Consider the following 20852-nt stretch of genomic DNA (forward strand, 5'->3'; position numbering starts at 1 on the left):
ATCAGGAAAGGTGGTGGGTTGGGTGGGAATCGAACCCACGACCAGCGGATTAAAAGTCCGATGCTCTACCGACTGAGCTACCAACCCGAAGAGGTCACTGGCTGACAGCAGCCACCCTCGAAAGGGCGCGCATGATACCCAAACCCGTCGTGGAGTTCACCGGAAGTAACGGGTCGGATCGGCAACACCGGCGGCTGCAAATCCTTCGCGCCGCAACCGGCACGCATCGCAGGCGCCGCAGGCGCGCCCGGCATCGTCCGCCTGATAGCAGGACACGGTCTGGGCGAAGTCGACGCCGAGTTCGATGCCGCGGCGAATGATCTGCGCCTTCGTCAGATCGATCAGCGGCGCGACGATGCGGAACGCGGCCGTTCCCTCGACGCCGCTGCGTGTGGCGAGATTCGCCACGCGCTCGAACGCGGCGACGAATTCAGGACGGCAATCGGGATACCCCGAATAGTCCACGGCGTTGACGCCGATGCAGATGCGATCGGCACCGAGCACTTCGGCCCATCCGAGGGCGAGGGCGAGCATGACCGTGTTGCGCGCCGGCACGTACGTTACGGGAATACCGCTTTGCGGCGTTTCCGGTACGGCGATGCTCGCATCCGTCAGTGCCGAGCCGCCGATGCCGCCGAGATCCACGCGAATCACACGATGCTCGACAGCGCCGAGCGACTTCGCGACCCGCTGCGCGGCTTCGAGTTCGGCACGATGCCGCTGCCCGTAGTCGACGCTGAGCGCATAACACTCGAACCCGTCAGAGCGGGCAATGGCCAGCGTCGTGGCCGAATCGAGTCCGCCGGAGACGAGAACGACGGCGCGTTGCGGATGGGTCGTCATGGGAAGAGGAAGAGTTTCACACGGAGATCACGGAGTCCACGGAGTTCAAGGCAAAGAAGAAGAGAATTTTCACGCGGGGTCACGTGGAAATTCTCTTCTCCCTTCCGACCTCCGTGGCCTCCGTGATCTCCGTGTGAAATCCGATCCTATCTCCCCGGCGCATCGCCCCACAGATACTTGTGCAGCTGCACCTGCAACCGCACCGGCAGACGTTCGTCGAGAATCCACTGGGCGAGATCGCGCGGTTCGACCTGGCGATAGCTGGGACTGAACAGCACGGTGCAGCGTTCGTGCAGCGACTGCTGCTTCACGAGATCGCGCGACCATTCGAAATCTTCGCGGCTGCAGATGACGAACTTGACCTGTTCGTCCACACGCATGCGATCCAGATTCTCGTACCGGTTGCGCTCTAGCTCACCGCTGGCTGGCGTCTTCACGTCGACGACGCGAGTGACGCGCGGATCGACGCCGCCGATGTCCATGGCGCCGCTGGTCTCGAGCGAGACGTGGTAGCCGGCATCGCACAGGCGCTGCATCAACTCGAGGCACGACTTCTGCGCCAGCGGCTCGCCGCCGGTGACGCAGACATGCCGCGCGCCGAAGCTCGCGACCTTGTCGAGAATCTGATCGAGCGAATGCCATTCGCCGCCATGGAAGGCATAGGCGGTGTCGCAGTACTGGCAGCGCAGCGGGCAACCGGTCAGGCGCACGAAGACCGTGGGCCAGCCGACACTGTCGGCTTCACCCTGAATCGACAGGAAGATCTCGGTCAGTTTGAGGCGCGGCGGGGACATGGGGCGGTGGGGCAGTCATGAAAGCGACGAAGTCAGACGGCTGCAGACCCTGCGTCACTTGCGTGACCCGCGTGACTTTCGTCACTTCCTCTCTACCTTCCCTCGCTCTGCATCTTCGCGAGGCGCTCGCGCGCCAGCCGGCCGGCCGTCGTATCCGAATACTGCTTCACGACCTGATCCAGCGCGGCGCGGGCCTCGGCCCAGTTCTTCAGTTCGTAATTGCAGTAACCGATCTTGAGCAGTGCATCGGGAAGCTTGCGCGAGTCGGGATACTTCTCGATCACCGTGCGAAACGCACGCAAGGCATCCTGATACTGCTTCGTGACGTAGTGGGATTCACCCAGCCAGTACTGGGCATTGTCGGAAAGCTGGCTGTTCGGGAACGTCGCGAGGAACTGCTTGAACGCAGCTGCGGCCTCCGGGTACTTGCCATCTTTCAGCAGATCGAAAGCCGCCTGGTAGTTGGCGCGGTCGTCTCCCTGCGGAATGGGCAGGCCCGTCGACTGGGTCGAGCCCGCCAGCAAGGCCCCGGCAGCGCCGCCGCCTTCCACCAGCGCCAGCCGCTTGTCGAGATCGCCGTAGAGTTCGCGCTGCTGCTCCTGCGTCTTGCTGGACGCGTGCTGCAGTTCTTCGAGCTGGCCGCGCAGGACTCGCACCTCGTTTTGCGAGGCCTCGATGCGCTGCGAGAGGTCCAGCAGACTCTGGTTGGCCAGCACGCGCTCGATGCGCAGCAGGCGACCGTCCAGTTCATTGAGCTTCTGGACGACCGGATCGGCTTCCGGCGGGGTGCTGGCGCAGCCGGCGAGCACGCCCGCCGCTGCCATCAGCACCAGGGGCTGCGACCGGACTTTCATCGAGTGGGCGCCAGTTCGACGCGGCGGTTCTTCGAATAGGCGGACTCATCGCTGCCCTGCACTGCCGGCCGTTCCTCGCCGTAGCTCACGGTCGTGAGCTGCGCCTCGTTCACGCCCTGCAGCAGCAGCGCGCGACGCACCGACTGGGCGCGACGTTCACCGAGGCCGATGTTGTACTCGCGCGAGCCGCGCTCGTCCGAGTGGCCTTCGAGCCGCAGCTTGCGGCCCGGATTGCCGTTCAGGAACTGGGCATGCGCCGTGACGATCGGCACGTACTCGGACTTGATGTCGGCCTTGTCGTAATCGAAGTAGATGATGGTGCCGGCGCGCTGCGCGGCCTGGATCGCCTGCTCTTCGGCGCCCAACGCCGAACCGGAGACGTCGGTACCGCTGGTGCCGCTCGTGGTCGCACCGTCACTGGTCGCCGGACCGGAATCGGGAAGCGTCTCCGGCTTCTTCGGGCATCCGCTCAACACGGCCGCACTCATCAGGATCAGAACCCACTGCACCGCTCGCATTCAACTCTCCTGGCGGGAACTCAAGTCCCGGTCAAAGTCTGAGGAAGACGTAAATTTTCGCGAAATTCTGCCATCTCACGCTTCGCCACGCAGCTCATTTCGCAGGTCATTTTGCGGGAAAGGGCCCCCAGACCGGTTCGCGAACGTCGCCGCTGCTCGCCGCGAGCTTCTGCTGCACGCGGCCGTCCACCGACACGGTGGCCAGCACACCGCGGCCGCGGTCCTGCGTGGCGTAGATCAGCGTGGCCCCGTTCGGCGCGAAGCTCGGACTTTCGTCCTGCCGTCCCTGTGACAGCACGCGCACCGACTTGGTTGCAAGATCGACCACACCGATGCGGTAGTTGCCCCGGTCCAGATACACCACGGCCATCTGCTTGCCGTCCGGCGACAGGCGCGGCCGGGCGTTGTAGCTGCCGTCGAAGGTCACGCGGGTCGCCCGGTTCGGTTGCGCGGGATCGACTTCATAGATCTGCGGACTGCCGGCACGGTCGGAGTTGAAATACAGCTTGCGTCCGTCGTTCGACCACTGCGGTTCGGTGTCGATGCCCGGATCGAACGTCATGCGGGTCAACACCTGGCTCGACAGGTCCAGCGTGTACACGTCCACGTCGCCGTCCTTGCGCGACAGCGTCAGGGCCAGCATGCGCCCGTCCGGCGACCAGGCCGGTGCGCCGTTGATGCCCGCCCGCGCTGACACGCGACGGCGCTCGCCCGTTGCAAGCGTCTGCACGTAGATCGCCGATGCCTTGTTCTCGAACGACACGTACGCCAGGCTCTGGCCGTCCGGCGACCACGCCGGCGACATCAGCGGCTCCGTCGAATTGGCGATGATCTGCGGATTCTCGCCGTCGGCGTCGGCCACGATCAGCTTGTAGCGCTGCTGCGGCGGCGTGCCCTCGGCGCTGATGAAGGCGATGCGGGTCGAGAACGCACCGCGAATGCCGGTGAGCTGCTCGAAAATGATGTCGGCGATGCGATGCGACATCGCACGCATGCCTTTCGCGTTCGAACTCAGGCGCTGACCCGTGAGCCGCTGCCCGGTGAGCACGTTGTACAGCTCGAACTGCGCCGTGAAGCGATCCGCGCCTTCGGGACTCAGCTTGCCGACGGCGATGAAATCGCTCTTGAGATAGCGCCAGTCCTGGAACCGGATCTGATCGCCGGCAGTCGGCCGGTCGATCATGTCCTTGCGATCCAGCGGTGCGAAACGGCCGCTGCGCTGCAGGTCCGCCGCGACGACGTCGGCCACGTCGAAGGGCGCAGCGCCGGCAGATTCCCAGCCGAACGGCACGATCGCGATCGGCACGGCGTTCTCCTGGCCGCGCGTGATCTCCACCACGAGCTGGGCATGGGCACAGACACTCGCAACCGTCAGGATCAGCGCACACAGCGCCCGGGGAAACAGATACTTCATCCTGCTACTCCTGTGCGCCGCCCGTTCACTCGGACGGCTTGAAAACCAGAATAAGGTTGCGCTCGAACAGTCGCCGGTCCGAAGGCAGCGGCAGCGGCGAGGCCCGCAGCACCGCCTGTTCGATCGACTGCTTCACCGCGGCGTCGCCATTGCACTGTTCGACCTGCGCCGAGAGCACGACGCCATTGGGCGACTGCGCCACGCGAATATTGCATTGGAGCCCCGGCCGCGCCGAGGGCGGCCGATTCCAGTTGCGCTCGATCTGATCCTGGATCAGTGCGACGTACTCATTGAATGCCGTCGAACTGCGTGCCTGCATCAGCCCTTCTTCCTCGGCCAGCTGCCGCTGCAGTTCCGACTCGCGCGCATTCTGCAGACGGGCGTCTTCAGCGGCCTTGCGACGTTCGGCCTCCTCCTTCTGCTTGCGCTGGATCTCCGCGACCCGCTGGCGCTCGGCTTCGGCTTTCTTCTGACGCTCCGCCTCGAGCTTCTTCTGCTGCTCGACTTCGGCCTGACGCTTCCGCTCGGCGTCCTGGCGCTCGATCATCATCTGCTGTTCGGCGGCGCGCTTCTGTTCCTCTTCCTGGCGTCGCTGCTGTTCGACCTGACGCTCCTGCTCGGCCCGTTGTTCGACCACCCGTTGCTCTTCGATGCGCTTCTGCTCGACGGCCGCCTGTTCGCGTTCCTGCTGGACACGCTGCCGTTCCTGCTCGCGTTCGCGCTCCCGCTTGCGACTCGTCGCGCCCACCTGCGTCGCATCGACGACGACAGCCTGGATCGCCAGCTGCGGCGGCGGCGCATTCAGCGACATCTGGATCATGGTCAACGCGAAAAGCCCCGCGAACAGGACGTGCAGCGCCGCCGCCCCGAGCAGGTATTTCCAGTTGAGTCTGATGAAATCGGCCATGGACGCTCGGGGTCAGTTCCGCTTCTGCTGCGCACGACGCGCATCGGCAGGATCGGTGATGAAGCCGATCTTCTCAGCGCCCGATTGCTGCAGCAGCACCATGCCCTCGACGACCCGCTCGTAGAGAACGCCCTTGTCCGCCTTGATCAGTACGGCCGTCTTCGGCTCGCGGCGCAGTACGGCCGAGACGCGTTCCACCACGGCGTCTTCGGTGATGGATTTTTCTTCGTCTCCCCCGATGTTGAGATAGAAGTTGCCGCTCTTGTCGACCCCCAGGATCAGCGGGGGATGCTCGGTCATGTCCGGCGACAGCGGCTCCGTCGCGACCTTGGGCAGATCGACCTTGATGCCCTGGGTCAGCAGCGGCGCGGTGATCATGAAAATGATCAGCAGCACCAGCATCACGTCGATGTACGGAACGACATTCATCTCCGCCATCAAACGCTTGCCGCGGCGTGCCGGGGTCATGCGTGCGCCTCCGCCGTCGCGGCGGACGAGCGGGACGACGCATGCCGCTGCAGGATCGACGACAGCTCTTCCACGAAGGTGTCGTAGCGCGTCTCGATGCGTACGACCTGATCGGAGTAGCGGTTGTAGGCAATGACCGCCGGAATCGCGGCGAACAGGCCCATGGCCGTGGCAATCAGCGCCTCGGCAATGCCGGGCGCGACCATGGCGAGCGTCGCCTGCTGCACGTTACCGAGACCGTGGAACGCGCTCATGATGCCCCACACCGTACCGAACAGGCCGACATACGGACTGGTGGAACCGATGGTCGCGAGCATCGCCAGACCCTGCTCCAGGCGGTCGCTTTCCTTCAGCAGCGCGACCTTCATGCCGCGGCGCGCGCCCTCGATCAGCGCCGCACCGACGACTCCGCCCTGCTGGCGCAGGCGCGAGAACTCGCGGAAGCCGGATTCGAAAATGCTTTCCATGCCCTTGGTGACGCGACGGCTCTGATCGATGGACTTGAACATCGCCGACAGATCGCCGCCCGACCAGAACAGTTCTTCGAAGCGATCCGCATCGCCGCGCGCGCGTTTCAGTTCCGCACGTTTGCGCAGCATGATGGACCAGGACACCACCGAGGCGATCAGCAGCAATGCCATCACGATCTGCACGATCACGCTGGCGTGCAGTACGAGCTGTAATGGCGACATGTCATTCGGCATCAGATTCTCCCGACACTCTCATTTGCTTTATCAGCGCATCCGGCAGCGCCCGCGGGCGCATTCTGGCGGAATCCAGGCAGGCGACGCGAACCGACCCGCTGACCAGCAGTTCGCGGTCGTTGCTCTCGCCGGCGCGACAGACTTCCTGCCTGAACGTCAGGCTGGTGCGCGTCCATTTCTCGATCTCGCAGGTCACCTGCAGCAGATCGCCGTAGCGCGCCGGCCGCAGGAAGCGCGATTGCACATCGACGACGACGAACATCAGGCCGTGATCGCGTTGCAGCGGCCCCTGTTCGATGCCCAGAGCCCGCAGCCATTCCGACCGCGCACGCTCCATGAACTTCAGGTAGTTCGCGTAGTAGACGATGCCGCCGGCGTCGGTGTCTTCCCAGTACACCCGCACCGGCCAGGAAAATGAGTTTGCGAACACCGCCGCGCCGTCCGTCAAAACAGGTCCCCCGTCGTGCCGCCGCGATCGGGCGCCTTCAGACCGAAATGCAGATAGGCATTGCGGGTCGCCACGCGACCGCGCGCCGTACGCATCATGAAGCCCTGCTGGATCAGGAAGGGCTCGATCACGTCTTCGATGGTGCCACGTTCCTCGCCCAGCGCCGCGGCGAGGCTCTCTACCCCCACCGGCCCGCCGTCGAACTTCTCGATGATGGTCAGCAGCAGCTTGCGATCCATGACATCGAATCCCTGCGGGTCGACATCGAGCAGATCCAGCGCCGCCTGCGCCACTTCGTCCGTCACCCGGCCATTGGCCCTGACCTCCGCGTAGTCGCGAACCCGGCGTAACAATCGATTGGCGATGCGCGGGGTTCCGCGCGAGCGCTGGGCGATCCGCATGGCGCCGCCGGCATCGGCCTGCACGCCGATGATCGACGCCGAGCGCTCGACGATCCGTTGCAGTTCCGCCTGATCGTAGAACTCCAGGCGCTGCACGATGCCGAAACGGTCGCGCAACGGCGACGTCAGCAGGCCCGCGCGCGTCGTGGCCCCCACCAGAGTGAAAGGCTGCAGATCGAGCTTGATCGAGCGCGCACCCGGACCTTCGCCGATCATGATGTCGAGCTGGAAATCCTCCATCGCGGGATACAGGATTTCCTCGACGACCGGACTCAGGCGATGAATCTCGTCGACGAACAGCACGTCGTTGGGTTGCAGATTGGTCAGCAGCGCGGCGAGATCGCCCGGCCGCTCGATCACCGGGCCCGACGTCTGCTTGAGATTCACGCCGAGCTCGTTGGCGATGATGTTGGCCAGCGTGGTCTTGCCCAGTCCCGGCGGGCCGAAGATGAGCACGTGATCGAGGGCTTCGCGACGCTTGCGCGCCGCCTCGATGAAGATCTCCATCTGGGTCTTGACGCTGGTCTGGCCGACATAGTCCGCCAGCCGCTTCGGACGCACGGCCCGGTCCAGGGCTTCTTCTTCACCCTGCACTTTCGCCGAGACGATTCGATCCGGATCCATCATGGCCATGCGGCTCTCGATTTATTGGGCAGCGGCGGCCTGCAGGGCGCCGCGGATCAGCTCTTCCGTCGTCTTCGCCGCCGGATCCACGGATTTCAGCAACCGCGTCACCTCGGCAGGCTTGTACCCGAGCGCGACCAATGCACTGAACGCTTCAGACTGAGCCCCGCTGCCGGAGTTCACCGTGCCGCCCTCGGCAACCGGCAGCACGGCCGCAAAACCGGTGAGATTCTTGATGCGATCCTTCATCTCGATGAGCAGGCGCTCGGCGGTCTTGCGGCCGACGCCGGGAATCTTCACCAGCATGTCGGCATCCTGCGCCTCGATGCAGGCGAGGAAGTTCTCGACGCTCATCCCCGACAGCAGCGCCAGCGCCAGCTTCGGACCGACGTTCGATACCTTGATCAGTTCGCGGAACAGCCGGCGCTCGCGCTCACTGCCGAAACCGAACAGGACATGCGCGTCCTCGCGTACCACCAGGTGCGTGAACAAGTTGACGTCCGCACCGATGGCCGGCAGGACATAGAACGTCGACATGGGCGCTTCGACTTCGTAACCGACGCCGCCGACATCGACGAGCAACTGCGGCGGATGCTTGGCCGCCAGCCGGCCTCTGAGGAATCCGATCATCGGGCGCGGCCCAGCATGCCGTGCATCCGGCGCGAATGGGCGTGACACAGCGCGATCGCCAGGGCGTCGGCGGCATCCGCCCCCAGCGGGCCTGAAATATTGAGCAGACGTTTCACCATCAGCTGAACCTGATCCTTCTGCGCCGAGCCCGTGCCGACGACGGCCAGTTTGACCGCGCGCGGAGCGTATTCGAAGACACGCGGACGGGCCGCAAACGTGGCACTGAGTGCGGCGCCTCGCGCCTGCCCCAGCTTCAATGCGCTGTCGGCATTGCGGTGCATGAACACGCCTTCGATGGCCACTTCATCCGGATGGAAATCCCGGGTCAGGCGCTCGACCGCAACGAAGATTTCCTGCAGGCGTTCTGCAAGCGAGGTGCCTTCGGTGCGGATCGTGCCGCTGATCACGTGGGTCACTCGCCCGGCCGTCGATTCGACCACGGCATAACCCGTACGCAACGATCCGGGATCCAGACCGAGAATGCGCACCTGTGCCGACAGCTCCCGATCGTTCACACGGGAAATGGACGGCTCGGCCGGCCGCGGCACGGCGACATGGCCATTGATATCGGGTTCGGCGAGACCCAGTTCGGCAAGACTTCGCGGTCGCCTGACCCTGCGCAAGGATTTCTCGCTCCCAACCGTCGGTTTTGAAGCCGCTATGATACGGCAAAGTCCGAATCCCTGACGATTGCAATGCAGCCTGCCGAGCCTAAACCGACCGTCGCTTCCTCTCAGCCGCCGCAAGGCGTGCAGGACTATCTGCAGCGCATCGCGTCGACCGATGCGGGCAAGGCAGCGAGTCGGCGCGCACTGGAAATCGTCGAAGTCGTCAGCGGATTGACGGATGACGAGGACATCCGCAAGGGCGCCGCGCTGCTGCCCCTGCTCGAAGCCGGCCTCGTCGGAGAAGACGCGGCTTCGCCAGTCTTCGGTGAGACCGCGACCCGCATCGCGACCGAACTGGTTCGCGTCGGCTCGCTCGGCCTGGCCGGCCAGACCGATGCTTCGCTGACGGCCGCGCAGGCCGAGGCCCTGCGCAAGATGCTGCTCGCGATCGTGACCGATCCGCGCCTGGTGCTGATCAAGCTCGCCGCGCAACTGGTCCTGCTTCGCGACAGCAAGGACGCGCCGCAATCGGAGCGCGAACGGATTGCCCGCGAAACGCGCGACGTTTACGCGCCGCTGGCGAATCGTCTCGGCGTCTGGCAGATCAAGTGGGAACTGGAAGACCTGAGCTTCCGCCATCTCGAGCCCGAGAACTACAAACTCGTCGCCGGCTGGCTGGCGGCCAAGCGGACCGATCGCGAACGCTACATAGACGAAGTGATCGCGCAGATCAGCACGGAACTGAAGCGCGCTCATATCGAGCACGATGTCGCTGGCCGGCCGAAACACCTCTACAGCATCTGGCGCAAGATGCAGCGCAAGGGCCTGTCGTTCGATCAGCTGTACGACATCCGCGCCGTGCGCGTGCTGGTGAACACGGTCGCGGATTGCTATGCGACGCTCGGCATCGTGCACAGCCTGTGGCCGTACATTCCCGGCGAGTTCGACGACTACATCGCCACCCCGAAGGACAACCTCTATCGCTCGCTGCACACGGCGGTGATCGGCCCCGGCAAGCTGCCGGTGGAGATCCAGATCCGCACGCGCGAAATGCACGAGCACGCCGAACTGGGCGTGGCCGCGCACTGGCGTTACAAGGAAGGCGGCAAGCGCAATCCGGCCTACGAACAGAAGATCGTCTGGCTGCGCCAGATTCTCGAACCGGCCGATCGCGACGCGCAGGAATCCAGCAACGACTTCCTCGAGCGTGTGCGCTCGGAAGTGTTCGAGGATCGCGTCTATGCCCTCTCGCCGCGCGGTGAAGTCATCGAACTGCCGCGCGGCGCCACGCCGCTCGACTTCGCCTATCACGTGCACACGGATCTCGGTCATCGCTGCCGCGGCGCCAAAGTCAACGGCCGGATGGTGCCGCTCAACCAGGCCCTGGCAAACGGCGACCAGGTGGAGATCATCACCGGCAAACAGGCGAATCCCAGCCGCGACTGGCTGGTGCCGTCACTGGGCTATCTGGTCTCGCAGCGCAACCGCAGCAAGGTGCGTTCCTACTTCCGCAAGCTCGACGAGGAGCAGAACCGGCAGCAGGGACGACAGATTCTCGAACGCGAACTGCAGCGGCTCGCGATCCACACCGTGTCGCTGCCGGAACTGCTGAAGGAACTGCGCTTCGACACCGCCGAGGCGCTGTACCTGGCGATCGGCGAAGGCGACATCACGGCCGCTCAGATCACCGGCGCGATTCTGCGAATGGCTCGCCCGCAGGAACTGCCTTCACCCGTACCGCGCCGCCCGGCCGTCGCCACGAAAGCACCGGAAGGCATCACCATCCAGGGCGTCGGCGATCTGCTGTCGCATTTCCCGCGTTGCTGCGGCCCGGTGCCGCCCGAACCCATCACCGGCTACATCACGCTCGGTCGCGGCGTCAGCATCCATCGCCAGGATTGCGCGGCCCTGAAGCGACTGGCGCAGTCGCATCCCGAGCGATTGATCCCCGTCGAATGGGGCACCGGCAGCGATCGTGCCTTTCCCGTCGACATCAATGTGCGCGCCTTCGACCGCCGCGGCCTGGTGCGCGACATCACCGGCGTACTCGCCGACTCGAAGATCAACATCCAGGGCATGAACACCCTGACGAACGATGCCGACGGCATCGCCGACATCAATGTGCGCATCACCGTGCAGGATCTGGAAGAACTGTCGCGCGTGCTCGGCAGGATCCAGGGACTGCCGAATGTCATGAGTGCGCGGCGCAAAGGTTAGAGAGTTTCGGAACGGAGAATTGCCGCAAAAGACCGCATAAAAGAAGGGGGAAGTTTCTTGTCCGGACGCTTTGCTTCTTTTATGCGGTCTTTTGCGGCTCTCCCGCTCCTCCGACCGCCTCTTCGAGTGCATTACCACCCTGCGCCCGCAGCGTATCGAGCGCCGACCGATTCCATTCGCGAACGATCGCGCCATCTACCAGTAGAGCAGCGCGATCGGCGTAGTGTTCGACGATATCGAGCGAATGCGTGGCCAGCAGCACGGCGCAGCGGCTGGCTGACAGGCGCTGCCGCAGATGGCGCTTCAGCAGCAGCGCACTGCCCGGATCGAGTCCGTTGAAAGCCTCATCGAGCACGATCAGCCGCGGCTCGCCGAGCAGCGCCAGCAGGACGCACAGCTTCTGGCGCGTCCCCAGCGAATAGGTATCGACGCACTCGTCGATGAACTGCATGAAACCAAACTGGCGTGCGAGTTCGAGTACCGGCTCGTCGATCTGCGCCAGCCCTTTCGTCTGCGCAAATACCTCCAGGCACTGACGGCCCGTGAGCAACCCCGGCAACTGTTCGGGCGATACGGCGAATCCCAGGATCTGCCGGGCTGCGATCGACTGGGTCGACAAGGCCTGGCCGTCGATGATCACTTCGCCCGACGCCGGCTGGACGCGTCCACCGATGCAGTGAAGCAACGTGCTCTTGCCTGCGCCGTTCGGGCCAAGCAGGCAGAACCATTCGCCTGCGTCGATCTGCAGGGAAACGCCGCGCAACACTTCGCGACGACTGTAGCGGGCGCGCAGCGCTTGCAGGCTGAGTACGGCGCTCATGTCTTCTCCTGCATTGCGATCCGGACATGCCAGATCGCGGCGAGCAATGCCAGCAACACGCCCCATCCCTGCTGACGCCATTCGACCGCCGCGATGCCGGCTGCCGTCAACCAAAGTTTCAAGTGCGAAGATTGCTGGCGGTAACTGTCGGCCAGACTGATCGTCGTGACGCTGGCGACGAGCGTCAGCCACAGCAACAACAGCTGGCCCGTCATTTCCGGCGGCGCGCCCTGCCCCAGCCCGATACCCGACATGACCAGCGATCCGATCGCCTGATGCGCGAACGAACGACGCGCGAGCGGCCAGGCGAATTGCACGAAGCCGAGCGGCGTCGACTGCAGCCACGCCGCCGCGTCGCGTCCGACGCGCAACGTCGCCTGCAACAGAATGACGAGATAGGTCGCCAGCAACCAGGTGACGACCACCGACAGGCCGACGAGCATCGACGATCCACCCTGGACCGCGCACAGGGCGGCCAGGAGTATGTATCGCGAGTTCTCCGGCCGATGCCGGGCGAACGCCTGGGCAATAGGCCAGTGCGACAAGGCACGATCCGACGGCCGGATCGATCCTTGTGATCGCAGCTTGCGTGAGTAGCGCGATTCTTCGTGCTGGAAATAGTCGCGCGGCGGCAGACACCACCCGACGAGCGCGCCGACGCAGAAGCCTGCCGCGATCAGCCCTGCCGGAATCGCGGCAAAGCTGCCGCTCAGCAGCGTCAGCACTCCAAGCACCGCAAGGACGATCGCGAAATGCCGCGAAGCGGCGAGCAATACGTTCAGGACGATCCATCGGCGGCGCGCCGATGGATCGATCGGCGCCGCGACCAGCCAGGACATTCGAGACGCTTCCTGCTCCTGTCGCTTGCGCCGCGACACGAGCAGAACGGCGTGAATTGCGGCCAGTGCCATCAGCACCAGTGCGTATCCATCGAGCAGCGCATTGATCCGGAGTGCCGGCTCGCGCAATCGAGGCGCGACGAGCATCAGCGCAACAACTGCAGCAGCCACGACGCCTACCATGGCAACAACCGCGGTCGGACCGCGCCGACGCCATGCACTACGCAGCTCCAGAGCGCGCGCACGAAACAAGGGATGCCGCGCGCTCATGGTCAGCCGCGCGCGTGTCGCCAGGCTCGCAGAAGGTACAGCGCGAAAATGATGGCCAGCGTCACCAGCATTGCATAGAGCTGCGTGATGCCGCCTTCGGACTCATTGCGCACCGTTTCGAAGGCAAGCCACACGACGGCGATGCAGGCAAGTACCGGCACCAAGGGTCCGCCGGGAATGACGAAGGGATCGCCGTCGCTGCGCACATCGAGCCGACGCAACTGCAGCGTCGACACCGCGCACAGAAAGTAAAGCGACAGCGCGGCCAGGTTGGAGAACCGCGTCAGCCATTCGAACGTGCCCAGCACCGCGATGGCGGCAACCATGATTCCGTAGATGGCGATGGCCGTGTTGGGCGTCCTGAACAGCGGATGGACCTGCGTCAGCGTCCTCGGCAGGAAGCCGTCGCGGCTCATGGCAAACAATCCGCGCGGTTCGGACAGCATGTTGGCCGTCAGATAGCCGAACATCGAGACCACTGCAGCCGCGATCATGAGGGTGCGTGCGAGCGGACCCAGCGCGACGCCCGCAGCGGCGGCCAGCGGTGTGCGGCCGGTACCGGCCAGATCGGTGCCCATGATGCCCAGCGCAACGAACTGGATCGCCAGATACAGCACGGTGACGCTGCCCAGCGCCAGAAGAATGGCGAGCGGCACCGTGCGCGAGATGTTCTTCACTTCGCCGCTGGGTACGGTCGCGCCTTCGATGCCGGAGAACGCGAAGATCATGATGCCGGCCGAACCCAGCACGGTGCTGATGTCCGGCACGTTCGTCCACGCCAGATTCGCCGGCTTCACGAAGAACGCGCCGATCAGGACGAACAGCAACAGCGGCAGCAGCTTGAACAGCGTGATGGCTTCGAGGACGCGCGCACCGTTGCGCACGCCGCGCATGTTGATGGCCACGAGTGTCGCGACCAGCAGCAGGATCAGCCCCTTCGCCGCCCAGACCGGCGCGGCAACGTTGAACAGGGCAAACAGGGAGTGCACGAATCCGTTCAGGATGCCGGAGGCCGCGAACAGTCCGGTGGTGAACACGAGACATCCGGCGACGAAGCCGAACAGGGGACCCAGCGCCGTTTCGACATAGGCATAAGCCCCGCCGGTTGCAGCAACCCGACTGCCGTTCTCGGCGAAACACAGCACGACCAGGCCAATCACCACGGCACACGCGACATAGGCCAGCGGTGCCGCGGTTCCCAGCGCGATCACCGCCGTCGCGGGCAACAGGAAGATGCCGCTGCCGACCGTGTAATTGAAAATATTGGCGGCGAACTGTCGGACGCCCAGATCGCGCGACAGCAATGCGTCGGGGTCAGCCGTGCCGGGACTTTGCGTCACCATCCGCGAGCCCTCTTTTTCTGCAGATCGGCCGCACGTTAACACGCAGCGCGCGACCGACGACAGGGCTCAGGGTTCGTCGACCGGCGGCGACGCGATGGCGAGCGATGCGAGTTCGTCTTCGCTGAACTGTGCGCCTGCCAGCAGCGATTGAGCGCGCTCGACGAATCCGGAATTCACCTGCACCTGGAACGAGATGGGCAGTCCGGGAACCGGGACGTTGCTCTTGATGCGGGCCGGAATGGATTCGGATTCGAGGAGGCCGAGCACGATCCGCGCACCGGCCTCATCGGTGGGCTCTGCGACGGTTTTCCAATCCGGCTCGCTCATGGCGATCAGCGATTCGGGAAATCGATGGCGATCTTGTCGGCATTCAGCGCGGCTTCGTGCACGGCTTCCGAGAGCGTCGGATGCGCGTGGATCGTGCGCTGCAGGTCCTCGGTGCTCGCCGAGTATTCCATCGCCAGCACCGCTTCGGCGATCAGTTCGCCCGCCATCGGGCCGATGATGTGGATGCCGAGAATCTCGTCGTCATCGGTGGCCGAAACCACTTTGACGAAGCCGGCAATGGATTCCATCGCACGCGCACGGCCCGCTGCGGCGAACGGGAACGAACCCACCTTGTAGGCGCGGCCGCTCTTCTTCACCTCTTCTTCGGTCTGACCGACCCAGGCGATCTCCGGCGCGGTGTAGATCACCGACGGAATGACTTTGTAGTTCACTTCGCCGTACTTGCCGGCGATCAGGTCGGCGACGACGACGCCCTCTTCCTTGCCCTTGTGCGCCAGCATCGGGCCGCGCACCAGATCGCCGACTGCCCAGACGTTCGCGGCGTTCGTGCGGCACTCATGATCGACCTTCACGAAACCGCGCTCGTCGACTTCGACGCCCGTGCCTTCGCCCAGCAGATCCTTGGTGTACGGACGACGGCCGATGGCGACGATGACCTTGTCGACTTCGAGCGTCTGTTCGCCCTTGGCATCGGTGTACTTGAGCGTCACACCCTTCTTGCCCTTCTCTGCGCCGCTGACCTTGGCGCCGAGGCGGATGTCGAGACCCTGCTTCTTGAACTGCTTGAGCGCTTCCTTCGACACGGCCCCGTCGGCCATGGGCAGGAAGGTATCGAGTGCTTCGAGCACGACGACTTCGGCGCCGAGACGCTTCCACACGCTGCCGAGTTCGAGGCCAATCACGCCGGCGCCGATCACGCCGAGGCGCTTCGGCACGGCGGTGAGTTCGAGCGCGCCCCACGAGTCGATGATCTGCTCGCCGTCGAACGGCAGGCTCTTCAGTTCGGTCGGAATCGAACCGGCGGCGAGGATGACGTGCTTCGCGGTCAGCTCTTCCTTCTTGCCGTCCTTGCCAGTGAATTCGACGCGATTGCCGGAGAGCAGCTTGCCGTGCCCCTGCAGCGGCGTGACACCGGCCGCCTTGAAGAGCGAGCTGATGCCGGCGGTCGACTGCTTCACGATGGTCGCGCGACGCTTCTGCATGGTCGGCACGTCGACTTCTACGCTGCCGACCTTGATGCCATGAACCGCAAACTCATGCTGGGTGCGGTGATACAGCTCCGAGGATTCCAGCAGCGCCTTCGAAGGAATGCAGCCCGCGTTCAGACACGTACCGCCGAAGGCATAGCTGCCGTCCTTGTTCTGCCATTCGTCGATGCAGGCGACCTTGAGCTTGTTCTGCGCAGCCCGGATGGCGGCCGGATAACCGGCGGGGCCGCCGCCGATGACGATGACATCGTACTGGGACATGGGGGAGCTCCGATAAGGCTACTGGCTGCTGGCCAGAAAATGGAAAAACAGTGACTGCTACGTGCTGGCTTCTGGCCAGTCGCCAGTAGCCAGCCGCCAGCCGCCCTCTCTCACAGCTGCAGCAGCAGCCGCGCCGGATCCTCCAGCGCTTCCTTGATCGCGACCAGGAACTGCACCGAGTCCTTGCCGTCGACGATGCGGTGATCGTAGGTCAGCGCCAGGTACATCATCGGGCGGATCTTGATCTCGCCGTTGATGACCATCGGGCGCTCCTGGACCTTGTGCATGCCGAGGATGGCGACCTGCGGCGGATTCAGGATCGGCGTCGACATGAGCGAGCCGAAGACACCGCCGTTGGTGATGGTGAACGTGCCGCCGGTCAGTTCTTCGAGCGTGATCGAGCCTTCGCGCGCCTTGGCGGCATAACCGCCCACGGCCTTCTCGACGTCGGCGTAGCTCAGCGATTCGGCATTGCGGATCACAGGCACCATCAGGCCGCGTTCGGTCGAGACCGCCACGCCGATGTCGTAGAACTCGTGATAGATGATGTCGTTGCCGTCGATGGAAGCATTGACCGCCGGGAACTTGCGCAGCGCCTCGATCGCGGCCTTGATGAAGAACGACGAGAAGCCGAGCTTCACGCCGTGCGTCTTCTCGAACTTGTCCTTGTAGCGCGCGCGGATCGCGTTCACTTCGGTGAGATCGACCTCGTTGAAGGTCGTGAGCATCGCGGCGGTCGACTGCGCCTGCAGCAGACGCTCGGCAATGCGCGCCCGCAGACGGGTCATCGGCACGCGCTGTTCGTTGCGCGAACCTGCCGCCGCGGGCAATGCGACAGCGGGAGCGGCCTTTGCAGCCGGCGCCGCCTTGCTCTTCTCCAGATGCTGGATCACGTCGCCCTTGCTGACGCGGCCGTCGCGCCCGCTGCCCGCGATCTGCGATGCATCGAGCTTGTTTTCTTCGACCATGCGCTTGGCCGCAGGGGCGAGCTTGCCGCCGGCAGCAGCGGCCGCCTTCGGCGCAGCGGCTTCGGCCTTCGGCTCAGCGGGCGCCGCTTTCACGGCAACGGTGCCATCCGCGGCTTCGAGAATCGCCAGCACCTGTCCCGCAGTCACCGTGGTGCCGTTCTCGACCTTGATCTCTTTCAGCACGCCTGCCGAGGGCGACGGCACTTCCAGCACGACCTTGTCGGTTTCCAGGTCCACGAGGTTTTCGTCGCGGCCGACGGTGTCGCCCGGCTTCTTGTGCCAGGTCATCAGCGTCGCGTCGGTAACCGACTCGGGTAGTTGCGGGACTTTGACTTCGATGCTCATTGAACTAGTTCTTCCTGTTGGCGGCGGCCTTCAGACGAGTGGTCTGCCGCAGTGATTCTTCGGTACTGGTCGAACGCAGCGCTGCGTCCACGAGGCCCTGCTGCTGCTCGACGTGCATCTTGAAGATGCCGGTCGCCGGCGCCGCTGCCGGTGCTCGACCCGCGTACAGCAACTGATGATCTGCCGAGAGTGGTTCCTGCAGGCGATGCCGGATCTGATACCAGGCGCCCTGGTTCTGCGGCTCTTCCTGGCACCACACGATCTCGCGCGCCGCGGAGTACTTGCGCAGGATGGCTGCGTATTCCTCGGCGGGGAACGGATAAAGCTGCTCGATGCGCACCAGCGCGACGTTGTGCACGCCGTCGGAACGACGCGAGTCGAGCAGATCGAAGTACACCTTGCCCGAGCAGAACACGACGCGCGTGATCTTCGAGGCCTGCACATCGTCGACTTCGTCGATGACGTTGCGGAAGCTGCCGCGGGTGAGATCGTCGAGCGAGGACACCGACAGCTTGTGGCGCAGCAGGCTCTTCGGCGTCATGACGATGAGCGGCTTGCGGAACGGCTGCAGCATCTGCCGGCGCAGCATGTGGAACATCTGCGCGGGCGTCGACGGCACCACGACCTGCATGTTCTGTTCGGCACACAACTGCAGGAAGCGTTCGAGACGCGCCGACGAATGTTCCGGACCCTGGCCTTCGTAGCCGTGCGGCAGGAACAGCGTGAGTCCGCACAGGCGGCCCCACTTCGCTTCGCCGGAACTGATGAACTGGTCGATGATGACCTGCGCGCCGTTCGAGAAGTCGCCGAACTGGCCTTCCCAGATCGTCAGGCAGTTCGGCTCGGTGGTGGAGAAGCCGTACTCGAAACCCATCACGGCTTCTTCCGAGAGCAGCGAGTCGATGACCGTGAAGCTGGGCTGGCCGGCCGCGAGGTGCTGCAGCGGAATATAGGACTCGCCCTTCGACTGGTCGTGCCAGACGGCATGACGATGGAAGAACGTGCCGCGGCCGCTGTCCTGGCCGGACAGGCGGATTTCATAACCTTCGGTCAGCAGCGTCGCGTAGGCGAGCGTCTCGGCGTAACCCCAGTCGAGCGGCATCTGGCCCGCGGCCATTTTTTCGCGGCTCTGCACGATGTTCGCCACCTGGCGATGCAGCGTGAAGTTGGAGGGGAACGACGTGAGCTTCTCGCCCAGTTCGCGCAGCTTTTCGATGCGCACGCCCGTCGGCACCGACTCGCTCCAGTTCGCGTGCTGGTACTTGCTCCAGTCCACCGTGTGCTTGTTGCCGATCATGCCGAGCGCCTGCTTGACGGTGGACTTGCCCTCGTCGAGCGTGCGGCGATAGTCCTCGACCATGGCATCGGCATCGGCCATCTTGATGACATCGTCCGCCGTCAGCTTTTCGGCGTAGCGCTGACGCGTCGTCGCCTGCTGACGGATCTGCTGGTACATCACCGGCTGGGTTGCGGCCGGTTCATCGGCTTCGTTGTGGCCGCGACGGCGATAGCAGACCAGGTCGATGACGACGTCCTTGTGGAACGTCATGCGGTAGTCGAGTGCGAGGCGCGTGACGAACAGCACCGCTTCGGGATCGTCGCCGTTCACGTGGAAGATCGGCGCCTCGATGATCTTCGCGACATCCGAGCAGTACAGCGTCGAACGCGCATCGCGCGGATCGGAGATGGTGAAACCGACCTGGTTGTTGATGATCACGTGCACCGTGCCGCCGGTGTAGTAGCCGCGGGCCTGCGACAGCTGCAGCGTTTCCATCACCACGCCCTGCCCCGCGAACGCGGCATCGCCGTGAATCAGGATCGGCACGACCTTGTCGCCCTTGGCATCGCTGCGGCGTTCCTGGCGCGAACGCACGGAGCCTTCGACCACCGGGTTGACCACTTCGAGATGCGAGGGATTGAAGGCCAGCGCCACGTGCACATTGCCGGCGGGCGTGCGGATGTCGGTCGAGAAGCCCTTGTGGTACTTCACGTCGCCCGAGCCCTGCATGTGATTGGTGTCGTAGACACCCTCGAACTCGGAGAACATCACCTGCGGCGACTTGCCCACGACGTTGACGAGCACGTTGAGGCGGCCGCGGTGCGCCATGCCGATGATGATTTCCTCGACGCCGTTCTGGCCGCCCCGCTGGATCAGATCGTCGAGCAGCGGAATCAGCGCTTCGCCGCCTTCCAGCGAGAAGCGCTTCTGCGCCGGGTACTTGGTGGCGAAATAGAGTTCCAGCCCTTCCGCCGCGGTGAGCTGCTGCAGCAGCGTCTTGCGTTCTTCCACGCTGAGCCGGCTCTTGATGCGGCCGGCCTGGAAACGATCCTGCAGCCACAGACGCTCGGCGGAATTCGACACATGCGCGAATTCGGCGCCGATCGGGCCGCAATAGATGTAGCGAAGCTGGGCGACGATGTCGCGCAGCTTCATGCGCTTGGGAATCGCGTCGGTGCGGCTGCCCGTGTAGAACTCGGTGTCGAGATCGGCGTTCGTCAGGCCGAAGTGGCCAAGCTCGAGCACTTCGGGCACCGGGCGCTGCATCAGGCCCAGCGGATCGATGTCCGCCAGCAGATGGCCGCGATTGGAATAAACCTGCACGAGGCGCGCGACGGCAGCCTGTTTGACGGAGGCATCCGGGCTCGCGGAGCTGGCCGCCGTCGCAGCGACCGGCCGCTGTTCACGGGCACGCAATGCGAGCGCGTCGCGGATCGGACCATGGGCCGTGTCGCCCGTGGCCGCGAGACCGCCGAAGTAGTCGCGCCATTTCGCGCCTACCGAGGCAGGATCCGCCAGATAGTCTTCGTAGAGGGATTCGATGTACGGGGCGTTTTCCGCCCCCAGAAGGGTGTTCCGGGGCGAAGGGTCGAGCTTCGCTCGCCCAGAGTCGCTCTTAGAGTCGCTCATTGCGCTCGCAAGTTCCTGTTTCGACTAGGAGAAATCAAACCGAGGCGGGTGGGATCAGGGCGTTCAAAAGGGCGCGTAGTGTAGCTGAACCGTGCTGCACATGAGAATCATGCGAACACGCAATATGGTGAATGGATCACATCGCGGCGATTGAATCAGCGCCCGATGTCAT

General features: G+C 64.5%; 20 protein-coding genes and 1 tRNA gene. 1 reads left to right on the plus strand and 20 read right to left on the minus strand.

The annotated features are described in order from the left end of the window. Positions 1-11: 11 nt before the first annotated feature. The 13 genes from V7D81_RS16795 to ruvC all read right to left on the minus strand — a co-directional run bounded on the left by V7D81_RS16795 (position 12) and on the right by ruvC (position 9093). Positions 12-87 (minus strand) — tRNA-Lys (locus V7D81_RS16795). Between the two features lie 69 nt (positions 88-156). Continuing rightward, complete coding sequence (gene queC / locus V7D81_RS16800) at positions 157-843, minus strand: 7-cyano-7-deazaguanine synthase QueC (protein ID WP_324318350.1); 687 nt, start codon at positions 841-843, stop codon at positions 157-159. A 146-nt stretch (positions 844-989) separates the two neighbouring features. Further along, the gene (gene queE, locus V7D81_RS16805; RefSeq protein WP_324318352.1) at positions 990-1637 is read right to left on the minus strand and encodes a 7-carboxy-7-deazaguanine synthase QueE; all 648 of its coding nucleotides are present in this window, start codon (positions 1635-1637) and stop codon (positions 990-992) included. A gap of 92 nt (positions 1638-1729) precedes the next feature. Next, positions 1730-2491, minus strand: a complete 762-nt coding sequence (gene ybgF / locus V7D81_RS16810) for a tol-pal system protein YbgF (protein ID WP_324318354.1) — start codon at positions 2489-2491, stop codon at positions 1730-1732. Continuing rightward, positions 2488-3009 (minus strand): peptidoglycan-associated lipoprotein Pal, encoded by a 522-nt coding sequence (gene pal, locus V7D81_RS16815; RefSeq protein ID WP_324318356.1) that lies wholly within the window; start codon positions 3007-3009, stop codon positions 2488-2490. Before pal ends, ybgF begins: the two co-directional genes overlap by 4 nt. A 106-nt stretch (positions 3010-3115) precedes the next feature. After that, entirely contained in the window at positions 3116-4423 is a 1308-nt protein-coding gene (tolB, locus tag V7D81_RS16820; RefSeq protein ID WP_324318358.1) for a Tol-Pal system beta propeller repeat protein TolB, read from the minus strand. A 25-nt stretch (positions 4424-4448) separates the two neighbouring features. Then, positions 4449-5330 carry a cell envelope integrity protein TolA gene (tolA, locus tag V7D81_RS16825; protein WP_324318360.1) on the minus strand — a complete coding sequence of 294 codons (882 nt, stop codon included), beginning with the start codon at positions 5328-5330 and terminating at the stop codon, positions 4449-4451. A 12-nt stretch (positions 5331-5342) separates the two neighbouring features. Next, the gene (gene tolR / locus V7D81_RS16830; protein ID WP_324318362.1) at positions 5343-5798 is read right to left on the minus strand and encodes a protein TolR; all 456 of its coding nucleotides are present in this window, start codon (positions 5796-5798) and stop codon (positions 5343-5345) included. Continuing rightward, positions 5795-6502, minus strand: a complete 708-nt coding sequence (gene tolQ, locus V7D81_RS16835) for a protein TolQ (protein WP_324318364.1) — start codon at positions 6500-6502, stop codon at positions 5795-5797. The genes tolR and tolQ overlap by 4 nt, the downstream gene beginning before the upstream one ends. After that, positions 6492-6950 carry a tol-pal system-associated acyl-CoA thioesterase gene (gene ybgC / locus V7D81_RS16840; protein WP_442958360.1) on the minus strand — a complete coding sequence of 153 codons (459 nt, stop codon included), beginning with the start codon at positions 6948-6950 and terminating at the stop codon, positions 6492-6494. Before ybgC ends, tolQ begins: the two co-directional genes overlap by 11 nt. Next, positions 6947-7975 (minus strand): Holliday junction branch migration DNA helicase RuvB, encoded by a 1029-nt coding sequence (gene ruvB / locus V7D81_RS16845; protein ID WP_349257684.1) that lies wholly within the window; start codon positions 7973-7975, stop codon positions 6947-6949. Before ruvB ends, ybgC begins: the two co-directional genes overlap by 4 nt. Before the next feature lie 21 nt (positions 7976-7996). Next, positions 7997-8605, minus strand: coding sequence for a Holliday junction branch migration protein RuvA (gene ruvA / locus V7D81_RS16850; protein WP_324318371.1), 609 nt, complete (start codon positions 8603-8605; stop codon positions 7997-7999). Further along, a complete protein-coding gene (gene ruvC / locus V7D81_RS16855) occupies positions 8602-9093 on the minus strand; it encodes a crossover junction endodeoxyribonuclease RuvC (protein ID WP_349257685.1) in 492 nt (163 codons plus the stop codon). The genes ruvA and ruvC overlap by 4 nt, the downstream gene beginning before the upstream one ends. Before the next feature lie 207 nt (positions 9094-9300). Here ruvC and V7D81_RS16860 point away from each other — a divergent pair, with 207 nt between their 5' ends. Continuing rightward, complete coding sequence (locus tag V7D81_RS16860) at positions 9301-11430, plus strand: RelA/SpoT family protein (protein WP_324318375.1); 2130 nt, start codon at positions 9301-9303, stop codon at positions 11428-11430. 79 nt (positions 11431-11509) lie between these two features. Here the strand turns inward: V7D81_RS16860 and V7D81_RS16865 are convergent, their stop codons facing one another. The 7 genes from V7D81_RS16865 to V7D81_RS16895 all read right to left on the minus strand — a co-directional run bounded on the left by V7D81_RS16865 (position 11510) and on the right by V7D81_RS16895 (position 20680). After that, positions 11510-12250 carry an ABC transporter ATP-binding protein gene (locus V7D81_RS16865; RefSeq protein ID WP_324318377.1) on the minus strand — a complete coding sequence of 247 codons (741 nt, stop codon included), beginning with the start codon at positions 12248-12250 and terminating at the stop codon, positions 11510-11512. Beyond that, on the minus strand, positions 12247-13260 hold the full coding sequence (locus tag V7D81_RS16870) for a hypothetical protein (RefSeq protein WP_324318379.1): 1014 nt from the start codon (positions 13258-13260) through the stop codon (positions 12247-12249). Before V7D81_RS16870 ends, V7D81_RS16865 begins: the two co-directional genes overlap by 4 nt. Before the next feature lie 101 nt (positions 13261-13361). Continuing rightward, positions 13362-14702 (minus strand): APC family permease, encoded by a 1341-nt coding sequence (locus V7D81_RS16875; protein WP_324318381.1) that lies wholly within the window; start codon positions 14700-14702, stop codon positions 13362-13364. A gap of 66 nt (positions 14703-14768) precedes the next feature. After that, a complete protein-coding gene (locus V7D81_RS16880) occupies positions 14769-15029 on the minus strand; it encodes a putative signal transducing protein (RefSeq protein WP_324318383.1) in 261 nt (86 codons plus the stop codon). A gap of 5 nt (positions 15030-15034) precedes the next feature. Next, complete coding sequence (gene lpdA / locus V7D81_RS16885; protein ID WP_324318385.1) at positions 15035-16459, minus strand: dihydrolipoyl dehydrogenase; 1425 nt, start codon at positions 16457-16459, stop codon at positions 15035-15037. Between the two features lie 110 nt (positions 16460-16569). Next, the gene (gene odhB, locus V7D81_RS16890; protein WP_324318387.1) at positions 16570-17772 is read right to left on the minus strand and encodes a 2-oxoglutarate dehydrogenase complex dihydrolipoyllysine-residue succinyltransferase; all 1203 of its coding nucleotides are present in this window, start codon (positions 17770-17772) and stop codon (positions 16570-16572) included. A gap of 4 nt (positions 17773-17776) precedes the next feature. Continuing rightward, positions 17777-20680 carry a 2-oxoglutarate dehydrogenase E1 component gene (locus tag V7D81_RS16895; protein ID WP_324318389.1) on the minus strand — a complete coding sequence of 968 codons (2904 nt, stop codon included), beginning with the start codon at positions 20678-20680 and terminating at the stop codon, positions 17777-17779. Positions 20681-20852: the final 172 nt, after the last annotated feature.

The sequence above is a fragment of the Povalibacter sp. genome, assembly GCF_036735925.1.
Taxonomy (GTDB): domain Bacteria; phylum Pseudomonadota; class Gammaproteobacteria; order Steroidobacterales; family Steroidobacteraceae; genus Steroidobacter.